This window comes from Comamonas aquatilis, assembly GCF_965139575.1.
Taxonomy (GTDB): domain Bacteria; phylum Pseudomonadota; class Gammaproteobacteria; order Burkholderiales; family Burkholderiaceae_C; genus Comamonas; species Comamonas aquatilis.
The window spans coordinates 188,577-210,581 of sequence record NZ_CBCSIW010000003.1 but is presented as its reverse complement, the minus strand read 5'-3'; the positions used below and the strand labels follow the sequence as shown (position 1 = coordinate 210,581).

21 protein-coding genes are annotated in these 22,005 nt (G+C 62.5%); 11 read left to right on the top strand and 10 right to left on the bottom strand.

The window, feature by feature from the left end; all coding sequences use genetic code 11:
- The first annotated feature begins 164 nt into the window (after positions 1 to 164).
- Complete coding sequence (locus tag ACNAZA_RS06030) at positions 165 to 857, top strand: Fe2+-dependent dioxygenase (RefSeq protein WP_415795565.1); 693 nt, start codon at positions 165 to 167, stop codon at positions 855 to 857.
- 138 nt (positions 858 to 995) lie between these two features.
- On the opposite strand, the gene ACNAZA_RS06025 is transcribed toward ACNAZA_RS06030, so the two are convergent.
- Both ACNAZA_RS06025 and ACNAZA_RS06020 read right to left on the bottom strand, forming a co-directional pair.
- A complete protein-coding gene (locus tag ACNAZA_RS06025) occupies positions 996 to 3,155 on the bottom strand; it encodes a TonB-dependent receptor domain-containing protein (RefSeq protein WP_415795564.1) in 2,160 nt (719 codons plus the stop codon).
- A 345-nt stretch (positions 3,156 to 3,500) separates the two neighbouring features.
- Positions 3,501 to 5,480 (bottom strand): lytic transglycosylase domain-containing protein, encoded by a 1,980-nt coding sequence (locus ACNAZA_RS06020; protein ID WP_415795562.1) that lies wholly within the window; start codon positions 5,478 to 5,480, stop codon positions 3,501 to 3,503.
- Between the two features lie 15 nt (positions 5,481 to 5,495).
- Between ACNAZA_RS06020 and ACNAZA_RS06015 the strand changes: the two genes are divergently transcribed.
- Positions 5,496 to 6,068, top strand: a complete 573-nt coding sequence (locus tag ACNAZA_RS06015; RefSeq protein WP_415795561.1) for a 5-formyltetrahydrofolate cyclo-ligase — start codon at positions 5,496 to 5,498, stop codon at positions 6,066 to 6,068.
- Positions 6,065 to 6,352 (top strand): hypothetical protein, encoded by a 288-nt coding sequence (locus tag ACNAZA_RS06010; protein WP_415795560.1) that lies wholly within the window; start codon positions 6,065 to 6,067, stop codon positions 6,350 to 6,352. Before ACNAZA_RS06015 ends, ACNAZA_RS06010 begins: the two co-directional genes overlap by 4 nt.
- 118 nt (positions 6,353 to 6,470) lie before the next feature.
- Here ACNAZA_RS06010 and queC read toward each other — a convergent pair whose 3' ends face one another.
- Positions 6,471 to 7,238, bottom strand: a complete 768-nt coding sequence (gene queC / locus ACNAZA_RS06005) for a 7-cyano-7-deazaguanine synthase QueC (protein ID WP_415795559.1) — start codon at positions 7,236 to 7,238, stop codon at positions 6,471 to 6,473.
- 121 nt (positions 7,239 to 7,359) lie between these two features.
- On the opposite strand from queC, the gene ACNAZA_RS06000 reads away from it, so the two are divergent.
- Together ACNAZA_RS06000 and ACNAZA_RS05995 are read left to right on the top strand one after the other, a co-directional pair.
- Positions 7,360 to 8,043 carry a glutathione S-transferase family protein gene (locus ACNAZA_RS06000; protein ID WP_415795558.1) on the top strand — a complete coding sequence of 228 codons (684 nt, stop codon included), beginning with the start codon at positions 7,360 to 7,362 and terminating at the stop codon, positions 8,041 to 8,043.
- Positions 8,044 to 8,073: 30 nt separating this feature from the next.
- Positions 8,074 to 9,354, top strand: coding sequence for a multifunctional CCA addition/repair protein (locus ACNAZA_RS05995; RefSeq protein ID WP_415795556.1), 1,281 nt, complete (start codon positions 8,074 to 8,076; stop codon positions 9,352 to 9,354).
- A 45-nt stretch (positions 9,355 to 9,399) separates the two neighbouring features.
- Here ACNAZA_RS05995 and trxC read toward each other — a convergent pair whose 3' ends face one another.
- A complete protein-coding gene (trxC, locus tag ACNAZA_RS05990; protein ID WP_415795555.1) occupies positions 9,400 to 9,834 on the bottom strand; it encodes a thioredoxin TrxC in 435 nt (144 codons plus the stop codon).
- A gap of 106 nt (positions 9,835 to 9,940) precedes the next feature.
- Complete coding sequence (locus ACNAZA_RS05985) at positions 9,941 to 10,141, bottom strand: DUF2905 domain-containing protein (protein WP_415795554.1); 201 nt, start codon at positions 10,139 to 10,141, stop codon at positions 9,941 to 9,943.
- A gap of 294 nt (positions 10,142 to 10,435) precedes the next feature.
- On the opposite strand from ACNAZA_RS05985, the gene ACNAZA_RS05980 reads away from it, so the two are divergent.
- Complete coding sequence (locus ACNAZA_RS05980; protein WP_415795553.1) at positions 10,436 to 11,428, top strand: Bug family tripartite tricarboxylate transporter substrate binding protein; 993 nt, start codon at positions 10,436 to 10,438, stop codon at positions 11,426 to 11,428.
- Positions 11,429 to 11,605: 177 nt separating this feature from the next.
- On the opposite strand, the gene ACNAZA_RS05975 is transcribed toward ACNAZA_RS05980, so the two are convergent.
- On the bottom strand, positions 11,606 to 12,721 hold the full coding sequence (locus tag ACNAZA_RS05975; protein WP_415795552.1) for a class I SAM-dependent methyltransferase: 1,116 nt from the start codon (positions 12,719 to 12,721) through the stop codon (positions 11,606 to 11,608).
- A gap of 10 nt (positions 12,722 to 12,731) precedes the next feature.
- Between ACNAZA_RS05975 and ACNAZA_RS05970 the strand changes: the two genes are divergently transcribed.
- The 5 genes from ACNAZA_RS05970 to ACNAZA_RS05950 all read left to right on the top strand — a co-directional run bounded on the left by ACNAZA_RS05970 (position 12,732) and on the right by ACNAZA_RS05950 (position 16,525).
- On the top strand, positions 12,732 to 13,517 hold the full coding sequence (locus ACNAZA_RS05970; RefSeq protein ID WP_415795551.1) for an SDR family oxidoreductase: 786 nt from the start codon (positions 12,732 to 12,734) through the stop codon (positions 13,515 to 13,517).
- Between the two features lie 30 nt (positions 13,518 to 13,547).
- Positions 13,548 to 13,916, top strand: coding sequence for a dihydroneopterin aldolase (locus tag ACNAZA_RS05965; RefSeq protein WP_415795550.1), 369 nt, complete (start codon positions 13,548 to 13,550; stop codon positions 13,914 to 13,916).
- Positions 13,910 to 14,884: a tRNA 2-thiocytidine(32) synthetase TtcA gene (ttcA, locus tag ACNAZA_RS05960; protein ID WP_415795548.1), complete on the top strand. Its 975-nt coding sequence runs from the start codon at positions 13,910 to 13,912 to the stop codon at positions 14,882 to 14,884. Before ACNAZA_RS05965 ends, ttcA begins: the two co-directional genes overlap by 7 nt.
- A 90-nt stretch (positions 14,885 to 14,974) precedes the next feature.
- Positions 14,975 to 15,649 carry a DUF4136 domain-containing protein gene (locus ACNAZA_RS05955; RefSeq protein ID WP_415795546.1) on the top strand — a complete coding sequence of 225 codons (675 nt, stop codon included), beginning with the start codon at positions 14,975 to 14,977 and terminating at the stop codon, positions 15,647 to 15,649.
- Between the two features lie 387 nt (positions 15,650 to 16,036).
- Positions 16,037 to 16,525 carry a YjjA family protein gene (locus ACNAZA_RS05950; protein ID WP_415795545.1) on the top strand — a complete coding sequence of 163 codons (489 nt, stop codon included), beginning with the start codon at positions 16,037 to 16,039 and terminating at the stop codon, positions 16,523 to 16,525.
- Positions 16,526 to 16,628: 103 nt separating this feature from the next.
- Here the strand turns inward: ACNAZA_RS05950 and ACNAZA_RS05945 are convergent, their stop codons facing one another.
- The 4 genes from ACNAZA_RS05945 to ACNAZA_RS05930 are packed head-to-tail and all read right to left on the bottom strand — an operon-like array spanning position 16,629 to position 21,890.
- On the bottom strand, positions 16,629 to 18,368 hold the full coding sequence (locus ACNAZA_RS05945) for an ABC transporter ATP-binding protein (RefSeq protein ID WP_415795544.1): 1,740 nt from the start codon (positions 18,366 to 18,368) through the stop codon (positions 16,629 to 16,631).
- A 2-nt stretch (positions 18,369 to 18,370) separates the two neighbouring features.
- The gene (locus ACNAZA_RS05940; RefSeq protein WP_415795543.1) at positions 18,371 to 19,318 is read right to left on the bottom strand and encodes an ABC transporter permease; all 948 of its coding nucleotides are present in this window, start codon (positions 19,316 to 19,318) and stop codon (positions 18,371 to 18,373) included.
- A 10-nt stretch (positions 19,319 to 19,328) separates the two neighbouring features.
- Complete coding sequence (locus ACNAZA_RS05935) at positions 19,329 to 20,294, bottom strand: ABC transporter permease (RefSeq protein ID WP_120971637.1); 966 nt, start codon at positions 20,292 to 20,294, stop codon at positions 19,329 to 19,331.
- 6 nt (positions 20,295 to 20,300) lie between these two features.
- Positions 20,301 to 21,890: an ABC transporter substrate-binding protein gene (locus ACNAZA_RS05930; RefSeq protein ID WP_415795541.1), complete on the bottom strand. Its 1,590-nt coding sequence runs from the start codon at positions 21,888 to 21,890 to the stop codon at positions 20,301 to 20,303.
- Positions 21,891 to 22,005 lie beyond the last annotated feature (115 nt).

Sequence of the window (22,005 nt, the reverse complement as noted above, 5' to 3'; positions counted from 1 at the left end):
GCTTTGCGGGAGGGGGACGCAGCCTTGCTGCGGGGCGGCCCTTGCTCGGCTGCCCTCACACAGAGCATGCTGCTTCAAGCGTTCCACCTCCGGCCATTTAAGGGGGTCGAACCACATTTCTGCCCCGTATCCGCGGGGCTTTTCCGTTCAAGGAAATTCGCAAAATGATGCTGCATATCCCCAACGTACTCTCACGCGAACAAGTGACCGCCATGCGTGCCGCCATCGATGCGGCCGACTGGGTGGACGGCCGTGCCACTGTGGGCAGCCAGGGAGCCCAGGTCAAGCGCAACCGCCAGCTGCCCGAGGACTCCTCCATCGCCTTGCAGCAGGGCCGCATCATTGAGCAGGCGCTGGCTGCCAACGGCTTGTATTTCAGCGCCGCCCTGCCCGCGCGCACCATGCCGCCGCTGTTCAACCGCTATAGCGACAGCGAAACCTACGGCTTGCATGTGGATGGCGCGGCTCGCCGCGTGGCCGGTGCGACCATGGGCGGACCCCAGTGGCTGCGCACCGATCTGTCCTGCACGCTGTTTCTCTGCGATCCCGAAGACTATGAGGGCGGCGAGCTGGTGGTGGTGGATACCTACGGCACGCACGAAGTCAAGCTGCCTGCTGGCGATCTCATTCTCTACCCCTCGTCCAGCCTGCACCGCGTCGAAGCCGTCACCCGGGGCGAGCGTGTCTGCTCCTTCTTCTGGGCCCAGAGCCTGGTGCGCGACGACAGCCGCCGCGCCCTGCTGTTCGAGATGGACCAGGCCATTACCCGCTTGCGCGCCCAGTTGGGCGAGACGCCGGAAACCGTCAGCCTGACCGGCAACTATCACAACCTGCTGCGCATGTGGGCAGAGACTTAAAGCGCACATAAAAAAGGAGCTGCTTACGTTGGCTCAATCATGGTTTCAAGCCTGAGTTGACTTGAAAGCCCATTATTGAAAGCGTAAGCAGCTCCTGATTCAGAAGCAATCAAGCCTCTGAATCATGCCCAATCAGCATCAGAATTTCAGGTTTGCCGTAATCCAGAAAGTACGACCGGCCTGCGTCACGCCCGAGACGGAAGAGCCGCCCTGGAAGTAGCTGTTGACCCAGGTCGGCGTGCCGTTGATGTTGACCAGGCTGTACTTGCGGAAGTCCTTGTTGAACAGATTGAAGATGTTGGCGTTGATGCTCAGGTTCTTGTTGACCTGGTAGCTGCCGCCCAGATGGAACAGCTGGTAGCTCTTGATATCGCCCACTGCGTCAAACACGGCCTTGTTGGCATTGCTCAGGTTGGCGTAGGAGCCGCTGAAACGCGGGCTCTTGCCGCGCAGCTCGCCGCGCAGCCACAAGCGCCACTGGCTGTGCGGCGTCCAGTCCAGCTGTGCGCTGCCGATGTGGCGAGCGGTATTGGCCAGCTGGCCGTTGCGCACACCGCCTTCAATCACTTCGCTGTCGGTGAAGGTGTAACCGGCGCGCACTGCCCATTGCTTGTTCAGCTGGGCGCGGGTGCTCAGCTCCAGACCCTTGGTCTTGGCCTTGTCCACGTTGATGGCGTAATCGGCAGTGGGGTTGAAAGCACAACTGGAAATCGCCACCGATGCGCAGCTGCCACCGCTGCTGATCTTGTCCTTGATGTCGTTATGGAACAGTGTGGCTCCGGCCGTCCAGCCCGCCTTGTTGTCAAACAGGGCCGACAGCTCGATGCTGGTACTGACTTCAGGCTTGAGGTTGGGGTTGCCGATGTTGATGGTCGTACCCTGGCCGCTGACGCCGCTGACGCCGTCGATCAGCTGGTTCAGGCGCGGTGCCTTGAAGCCCTTGCTGACGCCGCCCTTGAGCGTCCAGTTGGTGGTTGCATCCCAGACCATATAGGCACGCGGGCTGAAGTGGCCGCCAAACGCGTCGTGATGGTCATAGCGGCCGCCCAGCGTGGCGGTCAGGCCTTCGCGCAGACGCCATTCGTCTTCGGCAAAGAACGACCACATGGTCTGCTTGTGGCTTTGAGGCAACAGTCCGTCCTTGAGCTTGGCATCCCAGAGCTGACCGCCCACGGTCATGATGTGCTTGTCGCCCAGAGGAGCTACCAGCTTGGTGTCCAGCACCACATTGGTGGTCTTGAGCTCGCGGTCGCTGCCGCTGCGCGGATCGCCCTTGGGCACGGCGGCGCCGGGAATGGTGCGGCCGATGGTCTCGGTTTCCGTGTGCATCAGGCTGCTTTCCAGCAAGCCAAAGCCCAGGCGGCTGGCATGACCGATGGCGACCTGGTCACGGTTGAAGCGCAGAGCGTCCTTGTAACCGGGCGGGTTGTTGGGTGTCAGCGCATCACGGCTGCCCAGACGACCGTCTTCGTTGTTGTACCAGGTGCGGGCCTGCTCCACGTCCAGCCAGATATCGTGCTGGCGATTGGGCGTCAGCGTCAGGCGTGCGCCCAGATTGTGCTGGCGGCTTTCAGCTGGGGCCGGGTTGCGGGCCTGGGTAGGCTGGTTGGCATTGGGAGCCAGCACCCAGTCCGAAGCCTCGCGGCCACTGTAGCTACCGCGCACGGCTAGGCCCAGCAGATCGGACTTGATGGGGCCGTTGATGTAGATATTGCTCTTGTACTGGTTGCCCCATTCGCTGTCCTGCGGAATACCGGCACCGATGCTGACTTCGCCGCCCCACTCCTTGGCCACCTTGCGGGTGATGATGTTGATCACGCCGCCCATGGCGTCCGAGCCGTAGAGGGTGGACATGGGGCCGCGAATGACTTCGATGCGCTCGATGGCCGATACCGGCGGCATGAAGCTGGTCAGTGCCGCGCCAAAGCCGTTGGGCGTGACGTCGCCGGCCACGTTCTGGCGGCGACCGTCGATCAGGATCAGCGTGTAGTCGCTGGGCATGCCGCGAATGCTGATATCCAGGCCGCCGGTCTTGCCCGTGCCACCCATGACGTCAATGCCTTCCACGCCCTGCAGGGCTTCGGCCAGATCACGGAAATTCTTGCTTTCCAGCTCTTCGCGGGTCACCACCGAAATCGAGGCAGGCGCATTCTTGAGCTCTTGCTCGAAGCCGGATGCCGACACCACCACTTCGCTCATGGTGTGGGCTTCCTGAGCGACTGCGTTGACGCAGGCGGCTGCGGCCAGCGCCAGCAAAGTGGGTTGCAAAAGCATGCGACGTGTCGCAATTTTGGACATGATGACTCCCACGCCAGACAGAAGTTGGCGTTTTTGATATTGAGATTGGATGTGGGCTACGGGGAGCCCGAGGGGCGGCTGGCGGAGCAGCGCAAGTGAGACAAGCCAGTGGTGTGTTTCTATTTGTAGGCTTGACGGGGGCGATTATCAGTCACAAACAAAAACCATTCTCATTCTTGTTATTTATTTGAAGGTCATTGCTGTGTTGCGTGCCTGTCGTGGTATCTGTGCGCGAGCCAGGACAGCGGCTTTTGACCGAACAGGCATAAAAAAAGCGCTCAACCCATACAGGTCGAGCGCTTCAAGCCACCAAAAAGATAGCTAACTAGCAGGCATGGCAGCCAATCAAGGCAGGTCTTTCATGGGCTCGGCCTCATTGCTGGGGCGCGGGCCCACCGTGCCCAGCCGGCTTTTGAGCGACTGCGGCTGACCTGTGATCAAGGCCGCATAGTTGGTAGTGTTGGACAACACTTTTTTCACATAGTCACGCGTTTCACTGAAAGGCACGTTTTCGGCCCAGATGGCGGCATCCAGTACCGGGCCGTTACGCCAGTTGCGCGGCCGGCCCGGGCCGGCGTTATAGCCTGCGGCAGCCATGGCCATGGAGCCGTCAAAGTCGTCCAGCGCCAGCTTCAGGTAGGCCGTGCCTATGGTGATATTGGTATCCCTGTCGTTGATCATGCCCGGTGTGAAGTCGCTCAGGCCAATCTTCTTGGCCGTCCAGCGCGCCGTGGCCGGCATGACCTGCATCAGGCCGGAAGCGCCCACGCCCGAGCGCGCATCCATGATGAAGCGGCTTTCCTGACGGATCAGCCCATAGACATAGGCCGGGTCCAGCCCGATGTTGCGCGACTTGTTGAGCACCGTATCGCGGTAAGGCATGGGAAAGCGCTGGTTCCAGTCCGCAAAGGTCTTGGTGCGTTCGCTGGTGTTGATGCAGCGATCCCACACATGGCGCTCGCAGGCCAGATCGGCTGCGGCATACAGCTCGCGGTCGCCCAGGCCGCCGGGCTGGTGCAGATTGGTGCTGTAGTTCCACTCGCGCACACCTTCGCTGCGCAGGCCGATCTGAATCGCATACAGGCTGCGGGCCAGGCCGGGGTTGGCGCGGGCCGACGCTTTTTCCTGGGCCGTCAAAGGCACGGGGGCCGGGGGCACGCTGATGCGCTGACCGATTTCTTCCAGTGCCAGCTGCTCGTAGAAGCTGGCCGAGCCAGCCGTATCTTCCAACAGCTGGCGGGCTTCGGCTTTTTCTTCGGCATTGGGGCGGCCGGCCAGCATGGCCTTGGCTTTCCAGTAGCTCCAGGTCGGGTCGGTGCGCTCGGGGCCCATGGCGTCAATGGCGCGGTGCACGGCCTTCCAGTCGCCGGCGCGCAAGGCAGCGCGCGCCTTCCAGCCCAGCAGGTCGTCGCTCAGATCCTCGTTGCGGCGCACCTTGCCAAAATAGCTGTTGGCAGCGGGCGAGAGCTTGAAAGCGGCCTGTTTGCCCGCCACCGCCCAGGCCCAGTTGCGCTCTTCTGAGTCCAGCTGCGCCCCCCAGCCGCCTTCGATCTGCGTGGTGGCGGCATCGGGGTCACTGGCCGCCATGCGGATCAGGGCCAGCAAGGCCAGTTCCTTGCGCTCGCGGCCGCGGGATTTGCTCTGCCCCGACAGGTATTTGGCCGGAGAGGCGAACACCTGGGCCACCTGGTCGGCCGCATCTGGGGCCACGATGGCCACGGCATCGCGCGCGGCCTTGGGCCGGTTGGCTTCGGTGGCTGTGCGTGCACGGCGCCAGACATCGGCTTCGCTGAGCTGCTTTTGCGCATACATCTGACCGGCCGCCAGCGTGCAGCCGTCGTCCGCTTCTTTCTGTGCCAGCCACAAATCGCGCACCTGCCGGCCCGCATTGGGCGCGGCGCGGCCCTGCATGGCATCGACCAGCACGGCGTAGCAGGCTACGGATTTGTCGTCGCGCATGCGGAACTGCGGGTAGACGCGGGCAAACGTAGCCCAGTCGCGCTGCTTGCCCAGTAGCAGCAGCCAGTCGTTGCGCATGCGGTCTTCGTGATAGGTGCCGGCATAGCGCGTGAGAAAGGCCTGGATTTCATCGGGCGAAGCCGTCTCAAGACGGCTCTTGAGTTCCCAGTACGCGGCCCAAGGTTCGAGGGGGTGACCGCTGGCCTGCGGCAGCAGCTGCGCCAGCGTGGACCGATCTCGCTTGAGGAATGCTTTTTGCATGTCCAGCAAGACGGCATCTGCCGAGTTTTGCGCCTGAGCCAGCGGAGCGGCTACAGTCAAAAGGGAAGCCGCACAAAGCGGTGTCAAAATCTTCAGCCAGTGCATGGAGGAATTTATCTGATGGACAAAGCAGCTTTACGCCGCAAGTTGATTGACCAGCGCCTTAACCTTTCCGACCGCTTGCAGCGCGCGGAGGCGCTGCAGCAGGTGATGCGCTTTTGGCTGATAGACCGGCCCGATTCCGTGATTGGCGCCTATTGGCCCATCAAGGGAGAGTTCGATCCGCTGCCAGCCCTGCATCGCTGGAAAGAAGATGGCGAGCTACAGGGTACTCCACAACGGCGCAAGATTGGGCTGCCCGTCATCGATAAGCAACGCAAGACGCTGAGCTTTCACGCCTGGTACCCCGGTTGCCCCATGGAAGAGGATGCCTATGGCATCCCCAAACCCAAGGATACCGAGGTGCTCACGCCCACGCTGCTTTTCGTGCCCTGCGTGGGTTATGCCGCCGGCGGCTACCGCCTGGGCTATGGCGGCGGTTTTTATGACCGCACGCTGGCAACGCTGCAGCCCCGGCCCTTCACCGTGGGCCTGGGCTATACCAACGGCTATGTGGATGACTTCAGCCCCGAAGCCCACGATTTGCCGCTGGACGCCATCCTCAACGACAACGGCGTGGTCTGGCCGGTATGAGTCATCCGCGCAAAAACATTCCACAGCGCCGCTATCGGCAGCGTCCGCCGCTGACCGTCATGCAGCAACCGCTGTCGCACGGCGAAGTTCAGCGTCTGCAAGCCCATATGCGGCGCCACGGGCCGCGCAGCCTCACGCCAGCGCAGCACGATGCCATCTGGGATTTTCTGTTCGAGCAGCCTGAAAGCCATGCCTGGATCAGCCAGATGGTCGATCAGATCCATGCCGGCCAGAAAGCCCTGCGCCCCGCAAGCACCCGACAGGAAACCGCTGCAACGGGCTGAAACGGGCTGAAACGCTGCCGGCGCTCCTGATTGGAAAGCTGCTGGCGTAATTACGTCATTGATTTCAATGTGATTTCCATCTGGAATCCATTGGAATCATGCGACAGCTGCTCCTGTTTCAGGACTGAGCGGCGCTGGCGGCGCGCCAGTGCTTCCAGCCTTGCGCGCGCAGCTCGCAGGCCGGGCAGCTGCCGCAGCCATAACCCCAGTCATGCAGCTCCTCGCGCACGCCCTGGTAGCAGGTATGGGTTTCGGTGCGGATCAGCTCGACCAGCGCATCGCCGCCCAGGTCGTGGGCCATTTGCCAAGTCTGGGCCTTGTCCAGCCACATCAGCGGCGTATCGATGCGCAGCCTGCGCTCCAACCCCAGATTCAGCGCCAGTTGCTGGGCCTTCATGGTGTCGTCGCGGCAATCGGGGTAGCCGGAGTAATCGGTCTCGCAAACGCCGGTGACGATGACAGTCAAACCGCGGCGGTAGGCCAGCGCACCCGCCAGCGTGAGAAACAGCAGATTGCGCCCCGGCACAAAAGTGTTGGGCAAGCCGTCGGCCTGCATGGCAAACGCCACGTCATCGGTCAGGGACGAGCCGCCGATCTGCTTGAGCACATCCAGCGAGAGCACATGGTCCTCACCCAGGCGCGGCGCCCACTGGGGAAAGCGGCGGGCCAGCTCCTGGCGCACGCTCAGCCTCACCTCCATCTCCACGCTATGGCGCTGACCGTAGTCAAAACCCAGCGTCTCCACGCGCTCATACATGGCCAGCGCCTGGGCCAGGCAGGTGGTCGAGTCCTGGCCGCCGGAAAACAGCACCAGAGCCGTCTTGTGATGGCCTGCGCCGGCCGGCGAGGAGGTGGGGTGGGGAGTGTGGGACGTAGTTTGGGACATAGGCCTGCAATTAGATCACCGCCCCCACGACCGCAGAGGCCGCCGGGCTATGCCGCAGACAAGGTATAGGCAGCTGCCGCCATTCGTTGCTAAGCTTGAGCCCGCACTGCTGGAGACTGTCATGCTCACTCTTTACATAGGCAACAAAAACTATTCATCCTGGTCTATGCGCCCCTGGGTGCTGATGCGCCAGACCGGGATTGCCTTCGAGGAGCAGATGCTGCGGTTTGACGGCTTCGGCCCGGACTCCAGCTTCAAGCAACGGGCCCTGGCCCTGTCGCCAGCCGGCCGCGTGCCCATCCTCATCGATGGCGGACTGAGGCTGTGGGACAGTCTGGCCATCAGCGAATACCTGGCCGAAAAATTTCCGGAAAAACACCTGTGGCCCCAGCAGCTGCTCAACCGCGCCCGCGCGCGCTGCCTGGTGGCCGAGATGCACAGCAGCTTTAGCTCCTTGCGCAGCCTGTGCCCCATGAATATCGAGGCCCGTCTGCCCGAAGTCGGCGCCAAGCTCTGGGTCGATCACCCACCGCTACGCACCGATGTGCAACTGCTGCAGGATCTCTGGACGCCGTTGCTCGCTGTCGCCAACGGCCCCATGCTATTTGATCAGTTCAGCATTGCCGACGCCTTCTTCGCCCCCGTCTGCATGCGCTTGAACACCTACGCCCTGCCCCTCTCGCCCGCCGTGCAAGCCTATGTGCAGCGCGTCAGCAATCTGCCCGCCGTGCAGGAATGGGTGCAGGCGGCGCGGGCCGAGCACGACTTCCGCCCCTTTGAAGAGCCTTATCGCTCCCAGCCCTGAAAGCGCGCCGATAGCCACTACCATTGCCGGATGAGCGAAGTGAAGGTCAACGAGTTTCAGATCTACAAGGTCGGCGGTGCCGTGCGCGACCAGCTGCTGGGTCTGCCTGTCAACGATACCGACTGGGTGGTGGTGGGCGCCACGCCCGAGCAGATGACGGCCCGCGGCTATGTGGCCGTGGGCAGGGACTTTCCCGTCTTTCTGCACCCAAAAACCCATGAGGAATATGCGCTGGCCCGCACCGAGCGCAAGAACGGCATGGGCTACCGCGGCTTCGTGGTGCATACGGCAGCGGATGTGACGCTGGAAGAAGACCTGGCGCGGCGCGACCTGACTATCAATGCCATAGCAGCACCCGCAGACTGGAAAAGCGCCAGCGAGCTAAAAGACCTGGTAGACCCCTATAACGGCCAGCAAGACCTGCGGGACAAGGTGCTGCGCCACGTCACCGAAGCGTTTCGCGAGGACCCGGTGCGCATACTGCGTCTGGCCCGTTTTGCGGCGCGCTTTACCGCGTTTTCCGTGGCCCCCGAAACCCTGCAGCTGATGCGCGAAATGGTGGCGGCCGGCGAGGTCGATGCCCTGGTGCCCGAGCGCGTGTGGCAGGAAATCAGCCGCGGCCTGATGGAGGAGCAGCCTTCGCGCATGTTCGAGCTCTTGCGCGAATGTGGGGCTCTGGCCGTGCTGCTGCCCGAACTCGACCGTCTCTGGGGCGTGCCCCAGCGCGCCGAATACCACCCCGAAGTCGACAGCGGCGTGCACGCCATGATGGTGCTGGACATGTCGGCCCGGCTGCAGACGCCGCTGACCGTGCGCTTTGCCTGCCTGTGCCATGACTTTGGCAAGGGCACAACGCCCGCCGACGTGCTGCCCCGCCATATAGGCCATGAGCAGCGCAGCGCCCGCCTGCTCAAGGACGTTTGCGAGCGATGGCGCGTGCCCAACGAATGCCGCGAGCTGGCCGACCTGGTGGCCCGCGAGCACGGCAACATTCACCGCAGCCATGAACTCAATGCGGCCGCCCTGCTGCGCCTGCTGGAGCGCTGCGACGCCATACGCAAGCCCGCGCGTTTTGAAGAAGCCTTGATGGCCTGCGAATGCGATGCACGCGGCCGTCTGGGTTTTGAAGATGCCGCCTACCCCCAGCGCCAGCGCCTGGGAGGTGCCATGCAAGCCGCTTTGGCGGTGGACACCGCCCCGGTAGCCCAGGCAGCCGCCCAGCGCGGGCTCAAAGGCAAGGCTATTGGCGAAGCCGTGAGCAAGGCCCGCGAGCAGGCGATTGCCGTCTGGCTGACCCGGCAGAGCATTTGATTGCTGCAGCTGATGCGCCCGGGCGCGAAGCAACGCAGCAGGATCTCAAATCACCGACTGCACCCAGCGCACGATTTCTCCGGGCGGCAGCGCGCCCGAGATACGGCCCAGCTCCCGCCCTTCCTTGAACACCACCATGGTGGGAATGCTGCGGATGCCAAAAGGTGCCGAGGCCTGGGGATGGGCCTCGGTATCGAGCTTGGCAAACTGGGCCTGGCCCGCCAGGGTCTGCGCCGCCTGGGCAAAGCCCGGAGCCATCATGCGGCAAGGCCCGCACCAGGGTGCCCAAAAATCCACCACCACCGGCAACTGGCTGCGGCCCGTGTGCCTGGCAAAGCTGTCCGCATCCAGAGCCACAGGCTCACCCGTCACCAGAGGCTTGTGGCAGCTGCCGCAGTCCGGGCTGTTCGCCAGCTGCTCCTTGGCAATGCGGTTGGTGGTGTGGCAGTGGGGGCAGACGTAGTGCAGGGATTCGGACATGGGCAGAACTTTCGGCAAGCGTTTCGGGTGATAAGGCCTGACGGCCTTGTGGCAGCCTGATAGTTGCAGCCACGGCGGCAAGATTCAAGCCCGCGCAAATCGCGGCTCAGAGTTTCACAAAGCGTGCGATCAAGGCGGCGACCAGACTCAGCAGCACGGTGCTGGCCACGGGCAAAAACAGCTGGCGCCCGAACAGCCGGAAGCGGAAATCGCCAGGCAGACGGCCCAGGCCTATGCGCTCCAGCCAGGAGTGCAGGCCGTTGATCAACAACAAGGCCAGGAAAATAACAATCAGCCAGCGAATCATGATGGCCCAAGTGTACGGGCGTCGCGAGTCAAGCGTCTTACATGAAGAAAAGACTGCCCGGCCTCCAAGTCGCTCTTAGCCTGATCGCGGCCACGGGCCTGGCCTGACATTCCGCCCGGGAATGATCGCCTTCCAAAAGATTGATTGACGCCAGATGCACCGCCTGCCCACCATGCGCACAGCTTTTTGGCGCTGGCGGCTTCTGTACCCACGCCATCGCTGGGTCAGGTGGCAAGCCCGCTTGCCCGCAGGCGCCGGCGAACAAGCGCTCAATTCATAACCAGGAGACATGACATGCCCACATTTCTATCGCGCCAGCAATTTCTGCGCTCGGCCGCACTGCTGTGCGCCGCCGTTGCCATGCCGGCCATCGCCGCTGCCGATGCTTTTCCCGCCCGCCCCATCAAGCTGGTGGTGCCCTTCGCTCCCGGCGGCAACACCGATGTCGTGGCACGCCTGCTGTCGCAAGGCATGTCGGAAACCCTGGGCCAGCCCGTGGTGGTGGAAAACATTGCCGGCGCCAACGGTGCCATAGGAGCTAGCCGCGTCGCTGCGGCCAGCAACGACGGCTACACCTTGCTGTTCGGCACGGCCGGCACGCAGGCCATCAACCTCAGCCTGTACAAGAATCTAAGCCAGAAAAACCTGGCCGACTTTGAATACATCGCCTTGGTAACCTCCATTCCCAACGTGCTGGTGGTCAATGAGGCCAAGACACCCGTCAAGTCGGTGGCCGAGTTGGTGGTGCGTGCGCGTGAGCAGCGTGCCGGCATGAGCTACGGCTCGCCCGGAACCGGATCGACCGTGCATCTGTCGGGCGAGCTGCTCAAGAGCGCCGCGCGTCTGGATCTGGTCCATGCCCCCTACAAGGGCAGCGCGCCCGCACTGACCGACCTGATTGGCGGCCAGATCGACTTCATTTTCGAGAACATCACGCCCGCCCTGCCTTTTGTGCAAGGCGGCAAGCTCAAGGCACTGGCCGTCACCTCCTCCGAGCGCCTGCCTCTGCTGCCCCATGTGCCCACCATGAAGGAAAGCGGTTTTCCCTCCTTCGTGACGGCCACCTGGAACGGCGTGCTGGCACCCAAGGGAACGCCGGCAGCCGTCGTCAAACGCATTGAGGCCGCCGCGCTCAAGACCGCCGCCAGCACCGAATTCAAGACCAAGGTGGCCGCTCTGGGCGGAGAACCCCGCCAGTTGGATTCCGCCGCCTTCCGCAACTTTACCCAGAACGAATTCAAGCACTGGGAAGGCATCATCCAGGCCGCAGGCTTGCAACGCCAGTAATTGCGCGCCCTGCTTTAAGGAGCTGCTTGCGCATGCTGCGGCTTGATTTCAGATGGTTTTTATCTTGAAACCTAATTGAATCAAGCGTCAGAAGCTATCAAAAAGTGAATGGCAATCCCTCATCAGGGACTGCCATTCGTCCTCAGCCATGCAGTGGCTTGCTCGGAAAGCCTGGCCTTACAGCCGGTGCGTTCTATCGCCCTGCACAAAGCCCAGCGGCCCCCAGGGCTCGACGCCCTTGGACAGGGCCACGACTTTGAACAGCTCGCCCATCTCATGCTCCATGATCAGCTTGGCGGCCATGACGCGTTCCTTGAGGCCGGCGGCATCCATCTTGGCGGGCAGGCCGCAGTTGATGAGAAAGTGGGCCTGGTTGGTGTAACCCAGCACGTCAAAGCCCGCATCCTGCGCGGTCACGGCGGTGCCGGTGAAATTGACGTGGGCCGTGATGTCCTTCAGGCCCACCTGCACCAGCGGGTCGCTGTCGACCTGATGCTGGTAGTGGCAGACCAGCGTGCCCATGTGGCGCTGCACATGGTAGTACTCGTTCTCGCCAAAGCCGTAGTCGATGAAAAAAGCAGCACCTCGGATCAAACGCTCGCCCAGGGTGTGGACAAATGCCTCGCCCTGGCGATGAATTTCGGTCAGATAGTCATGCGGACCGTCAATGTCCACCGGCGGGCGCAGCTCGGTGGGCCGGTCTTCCCAGGCAAAGGCTTCACCGTTCATGACCACGCCGCGCTCATGCCACCGGCCCTGGGTGCGCTGCAGCAGCTGCACGGGCATGGCATCCAGCACTTCGTTGCCGACGATCACGCCTTCCATGTTCTCGGGCAGAGCATCCACCCAGCGCACCAGGCTCTCATGCTGGGTCAGCTTGAGCTTCTGGCGCGCGCGCAGCGTGCCGGAGAGATCGACGATGGTATAGCTCCTGGGCAGACGGCCCAGGGCCGCCAGCTCATCGAGCAGCTGCAGTGCCAGCGCTCCGGTGCCCGCGCCGAATTCCCAGATTTCGTCGGTGCCGGTGCGGTCCATGGCCTCGACCAGCTGGGCCGCCACGACCTGCCCGAACAGGGGCGAGATCTCCGGCGCCGTCACAAAATCGCTGCCGGATTGGGGCAATGACCCGAATTTGGCCGATTCATTGGCGTAATAGCCCAGGCCCGGCGCATAGAGCGCCAGCTCCATGAAACGGTCGAAAGGCAACCAGCCGCCCGCGGCGGCAATTTCCTTGGCAATGCGCGATTGCAAGGTGCTCGTTAAACTTAAGGGTTCTGTCGTCACAACCCGCATTTTTCCACGAATGTCCATCCCTGCCCGAACACGTACTGTTTTGGTGACCGGCGCCGCCCGTCGCCTGGGACGCGACATGGCGCTTGCCTTGGCCCGTGCGGGCTGGCAAGTGGCTGTGCACTACCGCGATTCGCGCGAAGAAGCTATGCAAACCGTAGCTGCTTGCGCAGAACTGTCGGGGGTTAGCGCCGCTTTTGACGCTGATTTCTTTGACGAGAACGCGGTGCGCGCTCTGGTGCCGCGTGTGGTGGAGCACTTTGGCCGCATCGACGCCGTGGTCAATAACGCCTCGCTGTTCGAGCATGACGATGTCAAAAGCTTCAGCTATGTGGCGCTGGAGGCCCATCTGCGCAGCAACACGGGCGCGCCCATCTTGCTGGCCCAGGCCCTGCATGCCCACCTTGTCGAGCGGGCGGCCGCAGGCCAGGCCGAGACCGATGCTGCCGTGGTCAATGTGCTGGATCAAAAGCTCTGGAATCAGAATCCGGACTTTTTGAGCTACACCCTCTCCAAGGCAGCGCTGGAAGCGGCCAACACCATGCTGGCGCTGGCACTGGCCCCGCGCGTGCGCGTGGTGGGCGTGGCCCCGGGACTGACACTGACCAGCCATATGCTGAGCCAGGAAAAGTTCGAGGCACTGCATGCGCTCAGCCCGCTGGGCCGCTCCTCCGCCCCCGAGGACATTGCTGCCGCCGTGTGCTTTGCACTGGAGAACCGGGCGATGACGGGAACCACCTTGCTGGTCGATGGCGGCCAGCACTTACAGCGCTTCGAGCGCGATTTTTCGATGATGTGAGCGCCTGCCAAGGCCTCGCACACGCTTGCAATGACCACCTCCGGACAACAGATACTCACGCTCAACGGCCTGCGCTTTGACGCCAGCCTCGGGATTCTCGCGCACGAGAAACAGGAGCCTCAGCCGATTCAGGTCGATGCCGAACTCAATCTCGGCCCCCAGCCGCTGACTCCGCGTGATGACGACATCCTGCATGTGCTGGACTACCGCAAGGTGCGCCAGATCATCATCGACGAATGCACGGCCGAGCATGTGAATCTGCTGGAAAGCCTGATCGGCAAGCTGGCCCAGCGCCTGCTGCTGCTGCCCGGCGTGCGCGGCGTGCGCGTGAAGATTGCCAAACTTGAAATTTTTGACGACTGCGAAGTAGCCATTCGCATCGAAACCGGACAATGGTGAACCCCATGAACGCAGTGACCGAGAACACCTGGATTGCCGAAGAAGGCAACGCTACCGAAGCCGAAGCGACAACGCCCGGCAAGATCAAGATCGAACGCGAGCAGCACAAGCTGGAAAAGCGCCTGTGCCGCGAAGTGGGCCGTGCCATCACCGACTTCAACATGATTGAAGAAGGCGACAAGATCATGGTCTGCATGTCCGGCGGCAAGGACAGCTACACCATGCTCGACATCCTGCGCAAGCTGCAAAAGCGCGCGCCGGTGAAGTTCGAGCTGGTGGCCGTGAACCTGGACCAGAAGCAGCCCGGCTTTCCCGACCACATCCTGCCCGAGTACTTCAAGAGCCTGGGCGTGGACTACCACATCGAAACCCAGGACACCTACAGCGTCGTCAAGCGCGTCGTGCCCGAGGGCAAGACCACCTGCGGCCTGTGCTCGCGCCTGCGCCGCGCCATTCTGTACCGCGTGGCCGACGAGCTGGGCTGCAACAAGCTGGCCCTGGGCCACCACCGCGACGACATCGTGCAGACCCTGATGCTCAACATGTTCTACGGCGGCCGCATGAAAGGCATGCCGCCCAAGCTGGTCAGCGACGACGGCAAGCATGTGGTGATCCGCCCTCTGGCCTATGTGCCCGAGAAAGACACGGCGCGCTGGGCCCAGTACCAGAACTTCCCCATCATTCCCTGCAACCTCTGCGGCAGCCAGGACGGCCTGCAGCGCGTGGCCATCGGCGAGATGCTGCGCGAATGGGAAAAGAAGTTCCCCGGCCGCATCGAGAGCATGTTCCGCGCCATGGGCAATGTGGTGACCACGCACATGATGGACCCCAATCTGCACAACTTTAAAGACGCCAAGGCCACCGGCATTGCCGACCCCAACGGCGACATGGCATTCGACCACGAGGAACTGCCCAGCGCGCCCACGCTCGCTGGCCTGCCCGGCGTACAAGTGGTACAACTATCCTGAATTAGGCATCGCTGTTGAACTAAGCAGCACGCAAGCAGTCAAAGCAAGGCCCATTTCCATGGGCCTTTTTTTGTACAGGAGAGCAACACCATGAAGATGCGCTGGATAAATGTCCGCTGGGTGGGCGCGCTGGCCCTCGCAGCCACAGCCTTGCTCACAGGCTGCAGCACGATCCGTGAAGTCAACAGCACGGTGCAAAGCTATTCCTCGATGAGCACCCTGCCTCAGCCGCCCACATACCGCCTTGAGACCCTGCCGTCCCAGCAGGATCAGGTCCATTTCCCCGCCATCGAGGTGCAGGCCCAGCAGGCGCTGGCCCACGTGGGCCTCAGACGCGACGACTCCAACCCCAGCCTGGTCGTGCAGATCAGGGCCACGGCCAAGTACGCGCGTGACTATGCCAGCTGGCCGTATTACGACCCCTACTGGGGCCCACGCTGGGGCTGGGGTGTGGGCTATGGTCGCGGCTGGGGCATGGGTTTTGGCGGCAGCATGATGTTTGACGGCCCGCCCCTGGAGTACTACCGCGCCGTCAGCATCGTGATGCGCGACATCAAGACCCAGCAAATCGTCTACGAAACCTCGGCCCAGCGCCAGGACGTGTGGACGGACGACCCGGCCATCTTCGGCATCTTGTTCGATGCCGCGCTGACGGGCTTCCCCAAGCCGCCGCAAGGTGCACGCACGGTTCGCACCGTGATCCAGCCTCCGGCCCCGGCCGCCGCACCCGCTGCAGCCCCCGCACCAGCCACGCCGGTACGCTGAGTTGCAATCTTCCACAGTTGTGCCGCATTGGCCCGTGCTAATGTGCAGCCCTCTTATGGAAGTCATGGTCTGGCCTGCAGCGGTGTTCGCTCAGGTAGGCCATAGAACGTGTTTACGATCTCTACGCAGCCGCGTTGAGGCGCAATCGGGATGAGTTCGAAGCGATGTGGAGCAGCTTGCACCGGGGTGCAAGCAAGCCGCAGCGCGAAGAAATCGCCCGATTTCGCCTCAACCCTTCGGGCCAGTACCTTTGCGGGCGGTCTGCGGTGTTGCGAATCCTCGCAATAGCACGGCTATTGCTGCGGTATCGCGCCTAGCATCCCATCCCGCAAAGGTACTGACGCGGCGCCGAGGAAATCGTCAACACGTTCTTAAAAGGAAGATGCCATGAAAAAATTTGCCCTCTCGGTTCTGGTCTGCGCCACGCTGAGCACCACCGCCTTGTCCGCCAACGCCTCGAGCTGGGGCGATGCCCTGCGCGACAAGGTCGGCGGCGGCACTGCGGAAAGCACGACGGGCGCCTCCTCGGGTCTGGGCGGCATGCTGAGTGGCGCCGGCGGCGCTTCGGCCCTGTCGGCTCTGGGCCTGGGCGGCCTCAGCAGCTCGGCCACGGCCAGCAATGCGGCAGGCGTCATCACCTACTGCATGAAGAACAACTATCTGAATGCCGACAAGGCCGCCCAGGTCAAGGACCAGCTGCTGGGCAAGCTGGGCCTGGGCCAGAAAGAAGAACCCAAGGACCAGGGCTACAAGAACGGCCTGATGGGCATGGTCACCGGCTCCAACGGCCAGACCTTCAGCCTGGACAAGATCAAGAGCAATCTCAAGGAGAAAGCCTGCGATTACGTCTTGGACAACGCCAAGTCCCTGCTCTGATCACCACGCGATTCATAGCAGTTAGCGCTTGATCCAAAAGCGTTAGAAGGCAAAAAGGCTTGCATTTTCAGCAAGCCTTTTTTTGTTGCTGCCCGATCAGCGCTCAGGCATGCGTATGGCTGATATCGGGAATGGCCGCCATCAGCTCGCGCGTATAAGCATGCCGGGGGGCATCCAGCACGGAAGCGGCTTCGCCCGACTCCACCAACTGGCCGCGCTGCATCACACCGATGTCGTCACACATATGGCGAATCACCGCCAGGTTGTGGCTGATGAGCAGATAGGTCAGGCCGAACTCGTCCTGCAGGTCGCGCATCAGATTCAGCACCTGGGCCTGTACCGACACATCCAGCGCCGACGTGGGTTCGTCACAGATGATGAATTCCGGCTGACTGGCCAGGGCCCGGGCCACCGCAATGCGCTGGCGTTGGCCGCCGGAAAACTGGTGCGGGTACTTTTTGACATCGTCAGGCTTCATGCGCACGCGGCGCAGCGCCTGCTGCACGCGCTCTGCCGTTTCCTGCTTGCCCGATGTCAGCCCCAGCACCAGCAAAGGCTCGGCAATCAGCTGCTCCACCGTCCAGCGCGGATTCAGGCTGGCATAGGGGTCCTGAAAAATCATCTGAAAACGACGGCGCATGGCCACGGTCTGAGCCGCAGGGCTCCATTTGTCCACACCGTCAAACCAGATGCGGCCGCTGGTGGGCGGCGTCAGTCCCGCCACCATGCGCGCCACGGTGGATTTGCCGGAGCCGGACTCGCCGACCAGTCCAAAAGTCGTGCCCTTGCGGATGCTGAAAGACAGCTGATCCACGGCCTTGAGGATTTTTTTCTCCTCGTGCGCCAGCAGCCGGGCCAACCAACCGCCGGACAGCTCATAGTTCTTGCACAGATCCCTGACCTCCAGCAACGGCTTCGCGCCACTGCCGCCTGCGTCGGCGGCTATCGGCTTGGGAGTCCAGGGCACGGCCTGGGTCACCGTGCCGCTGCCCACCTCGGGCACGGGCAGGCGCATCAAACGCTGGTGCACGCTGGGGATGGCGGCCATCAGCACCTGGGTATAGGGCTCGCGCGGCGCATCCAGCACCTGGCGCACGGGCCCGGTTTCCAGCACCCGGCCTTGGTACATGACCATCACCCGGTCGGCCGTCTCGGCAATCACGCCCATATCGTGGGTGATCAGCATGGCAGCAGCACCGCGCTCTTTGCAGACGCGGCGCAGCAAGGCAATGATCTGCGCCTGCACCGACACATCCAGCGCCGTGGTGGGCTCGTCGGCAATGATCAGCTCGGGCTCGGCGCACAGCGCCAGCGCAATCGCCACACGCTGGCGCATGCCGCCGGAAAATTGGTGCGGGTACTGGGCCATGCGCTGCCTGGCATGGGGAATTTCCACTTCCTGCAACAGCGCCAGCGCACGGGCTTCGGCTTCGCTCTCGCTGACCGGCAAGTGGGTGCAAATGGTTTCCACCAAATGCCGGCCCACGGTGTAGACCGGGTTCAGGCTGGTCAGCGGGTCTTGAAAGATCGTGCCTATGCGTTTGCCGCGTATGCGGCGCAGGTCTTCGCCGGTGAGCGTGTCTATGCGCTCGCCGAACAGCTCCACTATGCCACCGGAGATGCGGCCCGGCGGCTCGATCAGGCCGGTGACGGCCGAGCCCGTCATGGACTTGCCCGCGCCCGACTCGCCCACCACGCCCAGGATTTCGCCACGCGCAATGTCGAAAGACACGTCATGCAGCACATGCACCGGGCCTTTGTAGGTGTCGAAGGTGACGCTGAGATTGCGCACCCGAAGTACGGGGACAGCGCCAGCCACGTCGCTCTGAATGTCAGTGTTCATGTTCATTGCAGCTTGGGGTTCAGGGCGTCGCGCAGCCAGTCCCCGACGAGGTTCACGGCCAGGGCCAGGGCCAACAGCACCAGCGATGGGAACAGCAAAATCCACCATTCGCCGGAGAACAAAAAGCTCTGGCCGATACGGATCAACGTGCCCAGCGAAGGCGAGGTGGGCGGCAGGCCCACACCCAGATAGGAAAGCGTGGATTCGGCCACGATGGCATGGGCAAAGCTGATGGTGGCGATCACCAAAATCGGAGCCAGAAGATTGGGCAGGATGTGCTTGGTCAGGATGGCGGTCTGCGAGCGACCTATCAGCTGGGCTGCCAGCACATAGTCTTTCTGCTTTTCCACCATCACCGCGCCGCGTACGGTGCGTGCGTACTGCACCCAATCCGAGAGACCGATGGCGACAATGATCACGAACACCGCCATATCGTCACGGTAGCCCTCGGGCAGCAGGCCGCGCGCAATGCCGAAGATCAGCAGCGCCACCAGGATCACCGGAAAGGTGAGCTGAATGTCGGCGATGCGCATCAAGAGCGTGTCGAACCAGCCGCCGGCATAGCCGGCAATCAGCCCCAGCGGCACGCCGATGACCAGGGACAGCGCCACGGCAGACACGCCCACGAACACCGACATGCGCAGGCCGTAGAGGATGGCGCTGAACAAGTCGCGCCCCTGATCGTCCGCACCCAGCGGGTAGAAGGCATCACCCAACCCCTGGCTCCAGGGCGGCGTGAATGCATCCATCAGATCCAGGCTGGCGGGATCGAAAGGGTTTTGCCAGGCCAGCAACGGCGCAAAAATCGTGGCCAGCACGATCAGCAGCAGCGTGCCGCAAGCCAGCTGCACCAGGCGCGACTTGGCAAAAGCGCGCTTGACCGGCGAATCGCTGGCCTTCCAGCCGCGCGGCAGCTCGGCCACGGGGTCTTGTTTGACTATCTCTGTCATAACCGCGCCCTTATTTCTTGCGCAGGCGGGGGTCCACCAACACGTACAAAAAGTCCACCAGCAGATTGATCACCACGTACAACAGCGCGATGAACATCAGATAGGCAGCAATCAGCGGCACATCCACGCCCTGGATGGAGGAAATGAACAGCAGACCCACGCCCGGCCACTGAAACACGGTTTCGGTGACGATGGCAAACGCGATCAGCGAACCGATCTGCAGGCCGGCAATGGTGATGACGGGAATCAGCGTGTTGCGCAGCGCATGACCGAAGTACAGGTCTTTCTCCTTCAGGCCACGTGCGCGGCCGAAGCGTATGTAGTCGGAGCGCAGCACCTCCAGCATCTCGGCCCGCACCAGCCGCATGATCAGCGTCATGTTGTAAAAGCCCAGCGTGATGGCCGGCATGATCAGGGCGGCCAGACCGGATGCGGTCAGCAAGCCGGTTTCCCAGCCGCCGATCTTCACCGTCTCGCCCCGACCAAAGGACGGCAACCAACGCAGCTCCACCGCAAACAGGTAAATCAGGCCGATGCCTATCAAAAACGTGGGCAGGGACACGCCGACCAGCGACACCGTCATGATGGCGCGGCTGAAAAAACCGTCCTTGCGCAGCGCGGTGTACACGCCCAGCACGATACCTATGGCCAGCGCGAACACGGCCGCGGTCAGCGCCAGCTCCAGCGTGGCGGGCAGACGCTCGAAGATGATGTCGGCAACCGGGCGCTTCAGGCGATAGGAAATGCCCAGATCGCCTTGCAACACCTTGCCCACATAGTGCAGATACTGCAGGGGAACGGATTTGTTGAAGCCCAGCTCTTCGGTGAGCGCTTCGCGCTCTTCGAGCGTCGCGTCCTCACCCAGCAGGCTGATGGTGGGATCGCCGATGTGGCGAAACACCATGAAGGAAATAAAGGAGACGGCCAGCAGTACCAGGACTGACTGGCCCAGTCTGCGCAGCAGATGGACCAGCATGGGCGTTTACTTCACGAACTTCACGTCTTTGAACAAAATCGTGTTGTCGGGGTGGACCGGCACATTGATCTTCTTGACCGAGGCAAAGTGGATCACCTGATCGTGCAACGGAATGTAGAAACGCTCTTTCTGCACCACGCCCCAGATCTGCTTGATCGAGGCATCGCGCTTGGCCTTGTCGCTTTCGGAGGAGAGCGAAACAATCTTGGCATCCAGATCGGCATTGCTGTAGTGCGTGGCGTTCTGCGCGCCACGGCCTTCCTTGCCCCGGGTGGCCACCAGAAAGTCGAATATATAGGCCGAGTCATAAGTGGGCACGCCCCAGCCATAGAGGTAGAGGTCGCTTTCCGCCTTCACGATGGCCACGCTGTGCATGGCGATGGGGCGGGCCGAGACTTCGGTCTTGATACCTACGCGGCCCAGGAAACCGGCCACGGCCGTGCTGATGGCCTCGTCGTTCACATAACGATCATTGGGCGTATGCAGCGTGATGGTGAAGCCATTGGGATAGCCGGCCTCGGCCAGCAGCGCCTTGGCCTTGGCCACATCGGCCTTGGGATAGGCGGCCATGGCCTTGTCATAGCCGTTGACAAAGGACGGAGCCATCACTCCCGAAGGAATGGACAGGCCGCGCATCACCGAGCGCCGGATGGCGTCGCGGTCTATGGCCAGCTCCATGGCCTGGCGCACCTTGAGGTCGGCCAGCGGGTTCTTGCCCTTCACATTGCTGCTTTTGAGCTCGGCAGCGCCCACGTTAAGGCCCAGAAAGATGGAACGATTTTCCGGCCCTTCGTTGATGCGCAGCTTGCTCTCCTGCTTCAGGCGTGCCACATCCTGGGCGGGAATATCCTGGGCAAAGTCCACTTCACCCGAGAGCAGCGCGGCCACGCGCGTGGCGGGCGACTTGATGGGCAGATAGACCAGCTCGGTCACCTGCAGCGGTGCCACCCCCTTGCCCCAGTAACCGGGGTTGAGCTTCATCACCGTCCTGGAATCCACTTCACGGCTGGCCAGCACATAGGGGCCAGTGCCGTTGGCAGCGCGGGTCGCACCGTTTTCGGTCTTGGTGGTGGCGTCCTGCGTGTCCACCGCGCCGTTGTCCCTGGCCCACTTCTCGCTCATGATGAAGAGGTTGGTCAGGTTGTTCGGAAAGATCAGGTTCGGGCCCTTGGTCTTGACCTGCACTGTCAGATCATCCACGGCCTTGATATCTTCCACCGAGGCCAGCAGCGACTTGACCTGTGCATTCGGTCCCTTGGCCCGGTTCAGCGAGAACACCACATCCTTGGCGGTGAACGGCGTGCCGTCATGGAACTTCACGTTGGGGCGCAGCTTGAACTCCCAGACACTGGGATCGCTGGTCATCTTCCACGAGGTGGCCAGCAGCGGCACCAGCTTACCGTCCGCACTGCGGTTCACCAGCGTCTCGTACATCTGGTGCATCAGCACAAAGTTGGTGCCGGTATTGAATACATGGGGGTCCAGCGTGGTCACGTCAGACGAGCGTGCCCAGCGCACGGTTTCGGCCTGGGCCAAGCCCGCAGCAGTCAACAGGCCAGCGGCCAACAGGGCAGAGCCCAGGGTCTTCAAGGTCATGGAGGTCTCCAACAAAGAGGAATCTTCAAACGCCGCGATGGCATCTTGCAAACCTGGCGTGTAGTCGTCTTTTTATAACCAGAAGTTTTTTATATCACTTAAATAATTACAAAAA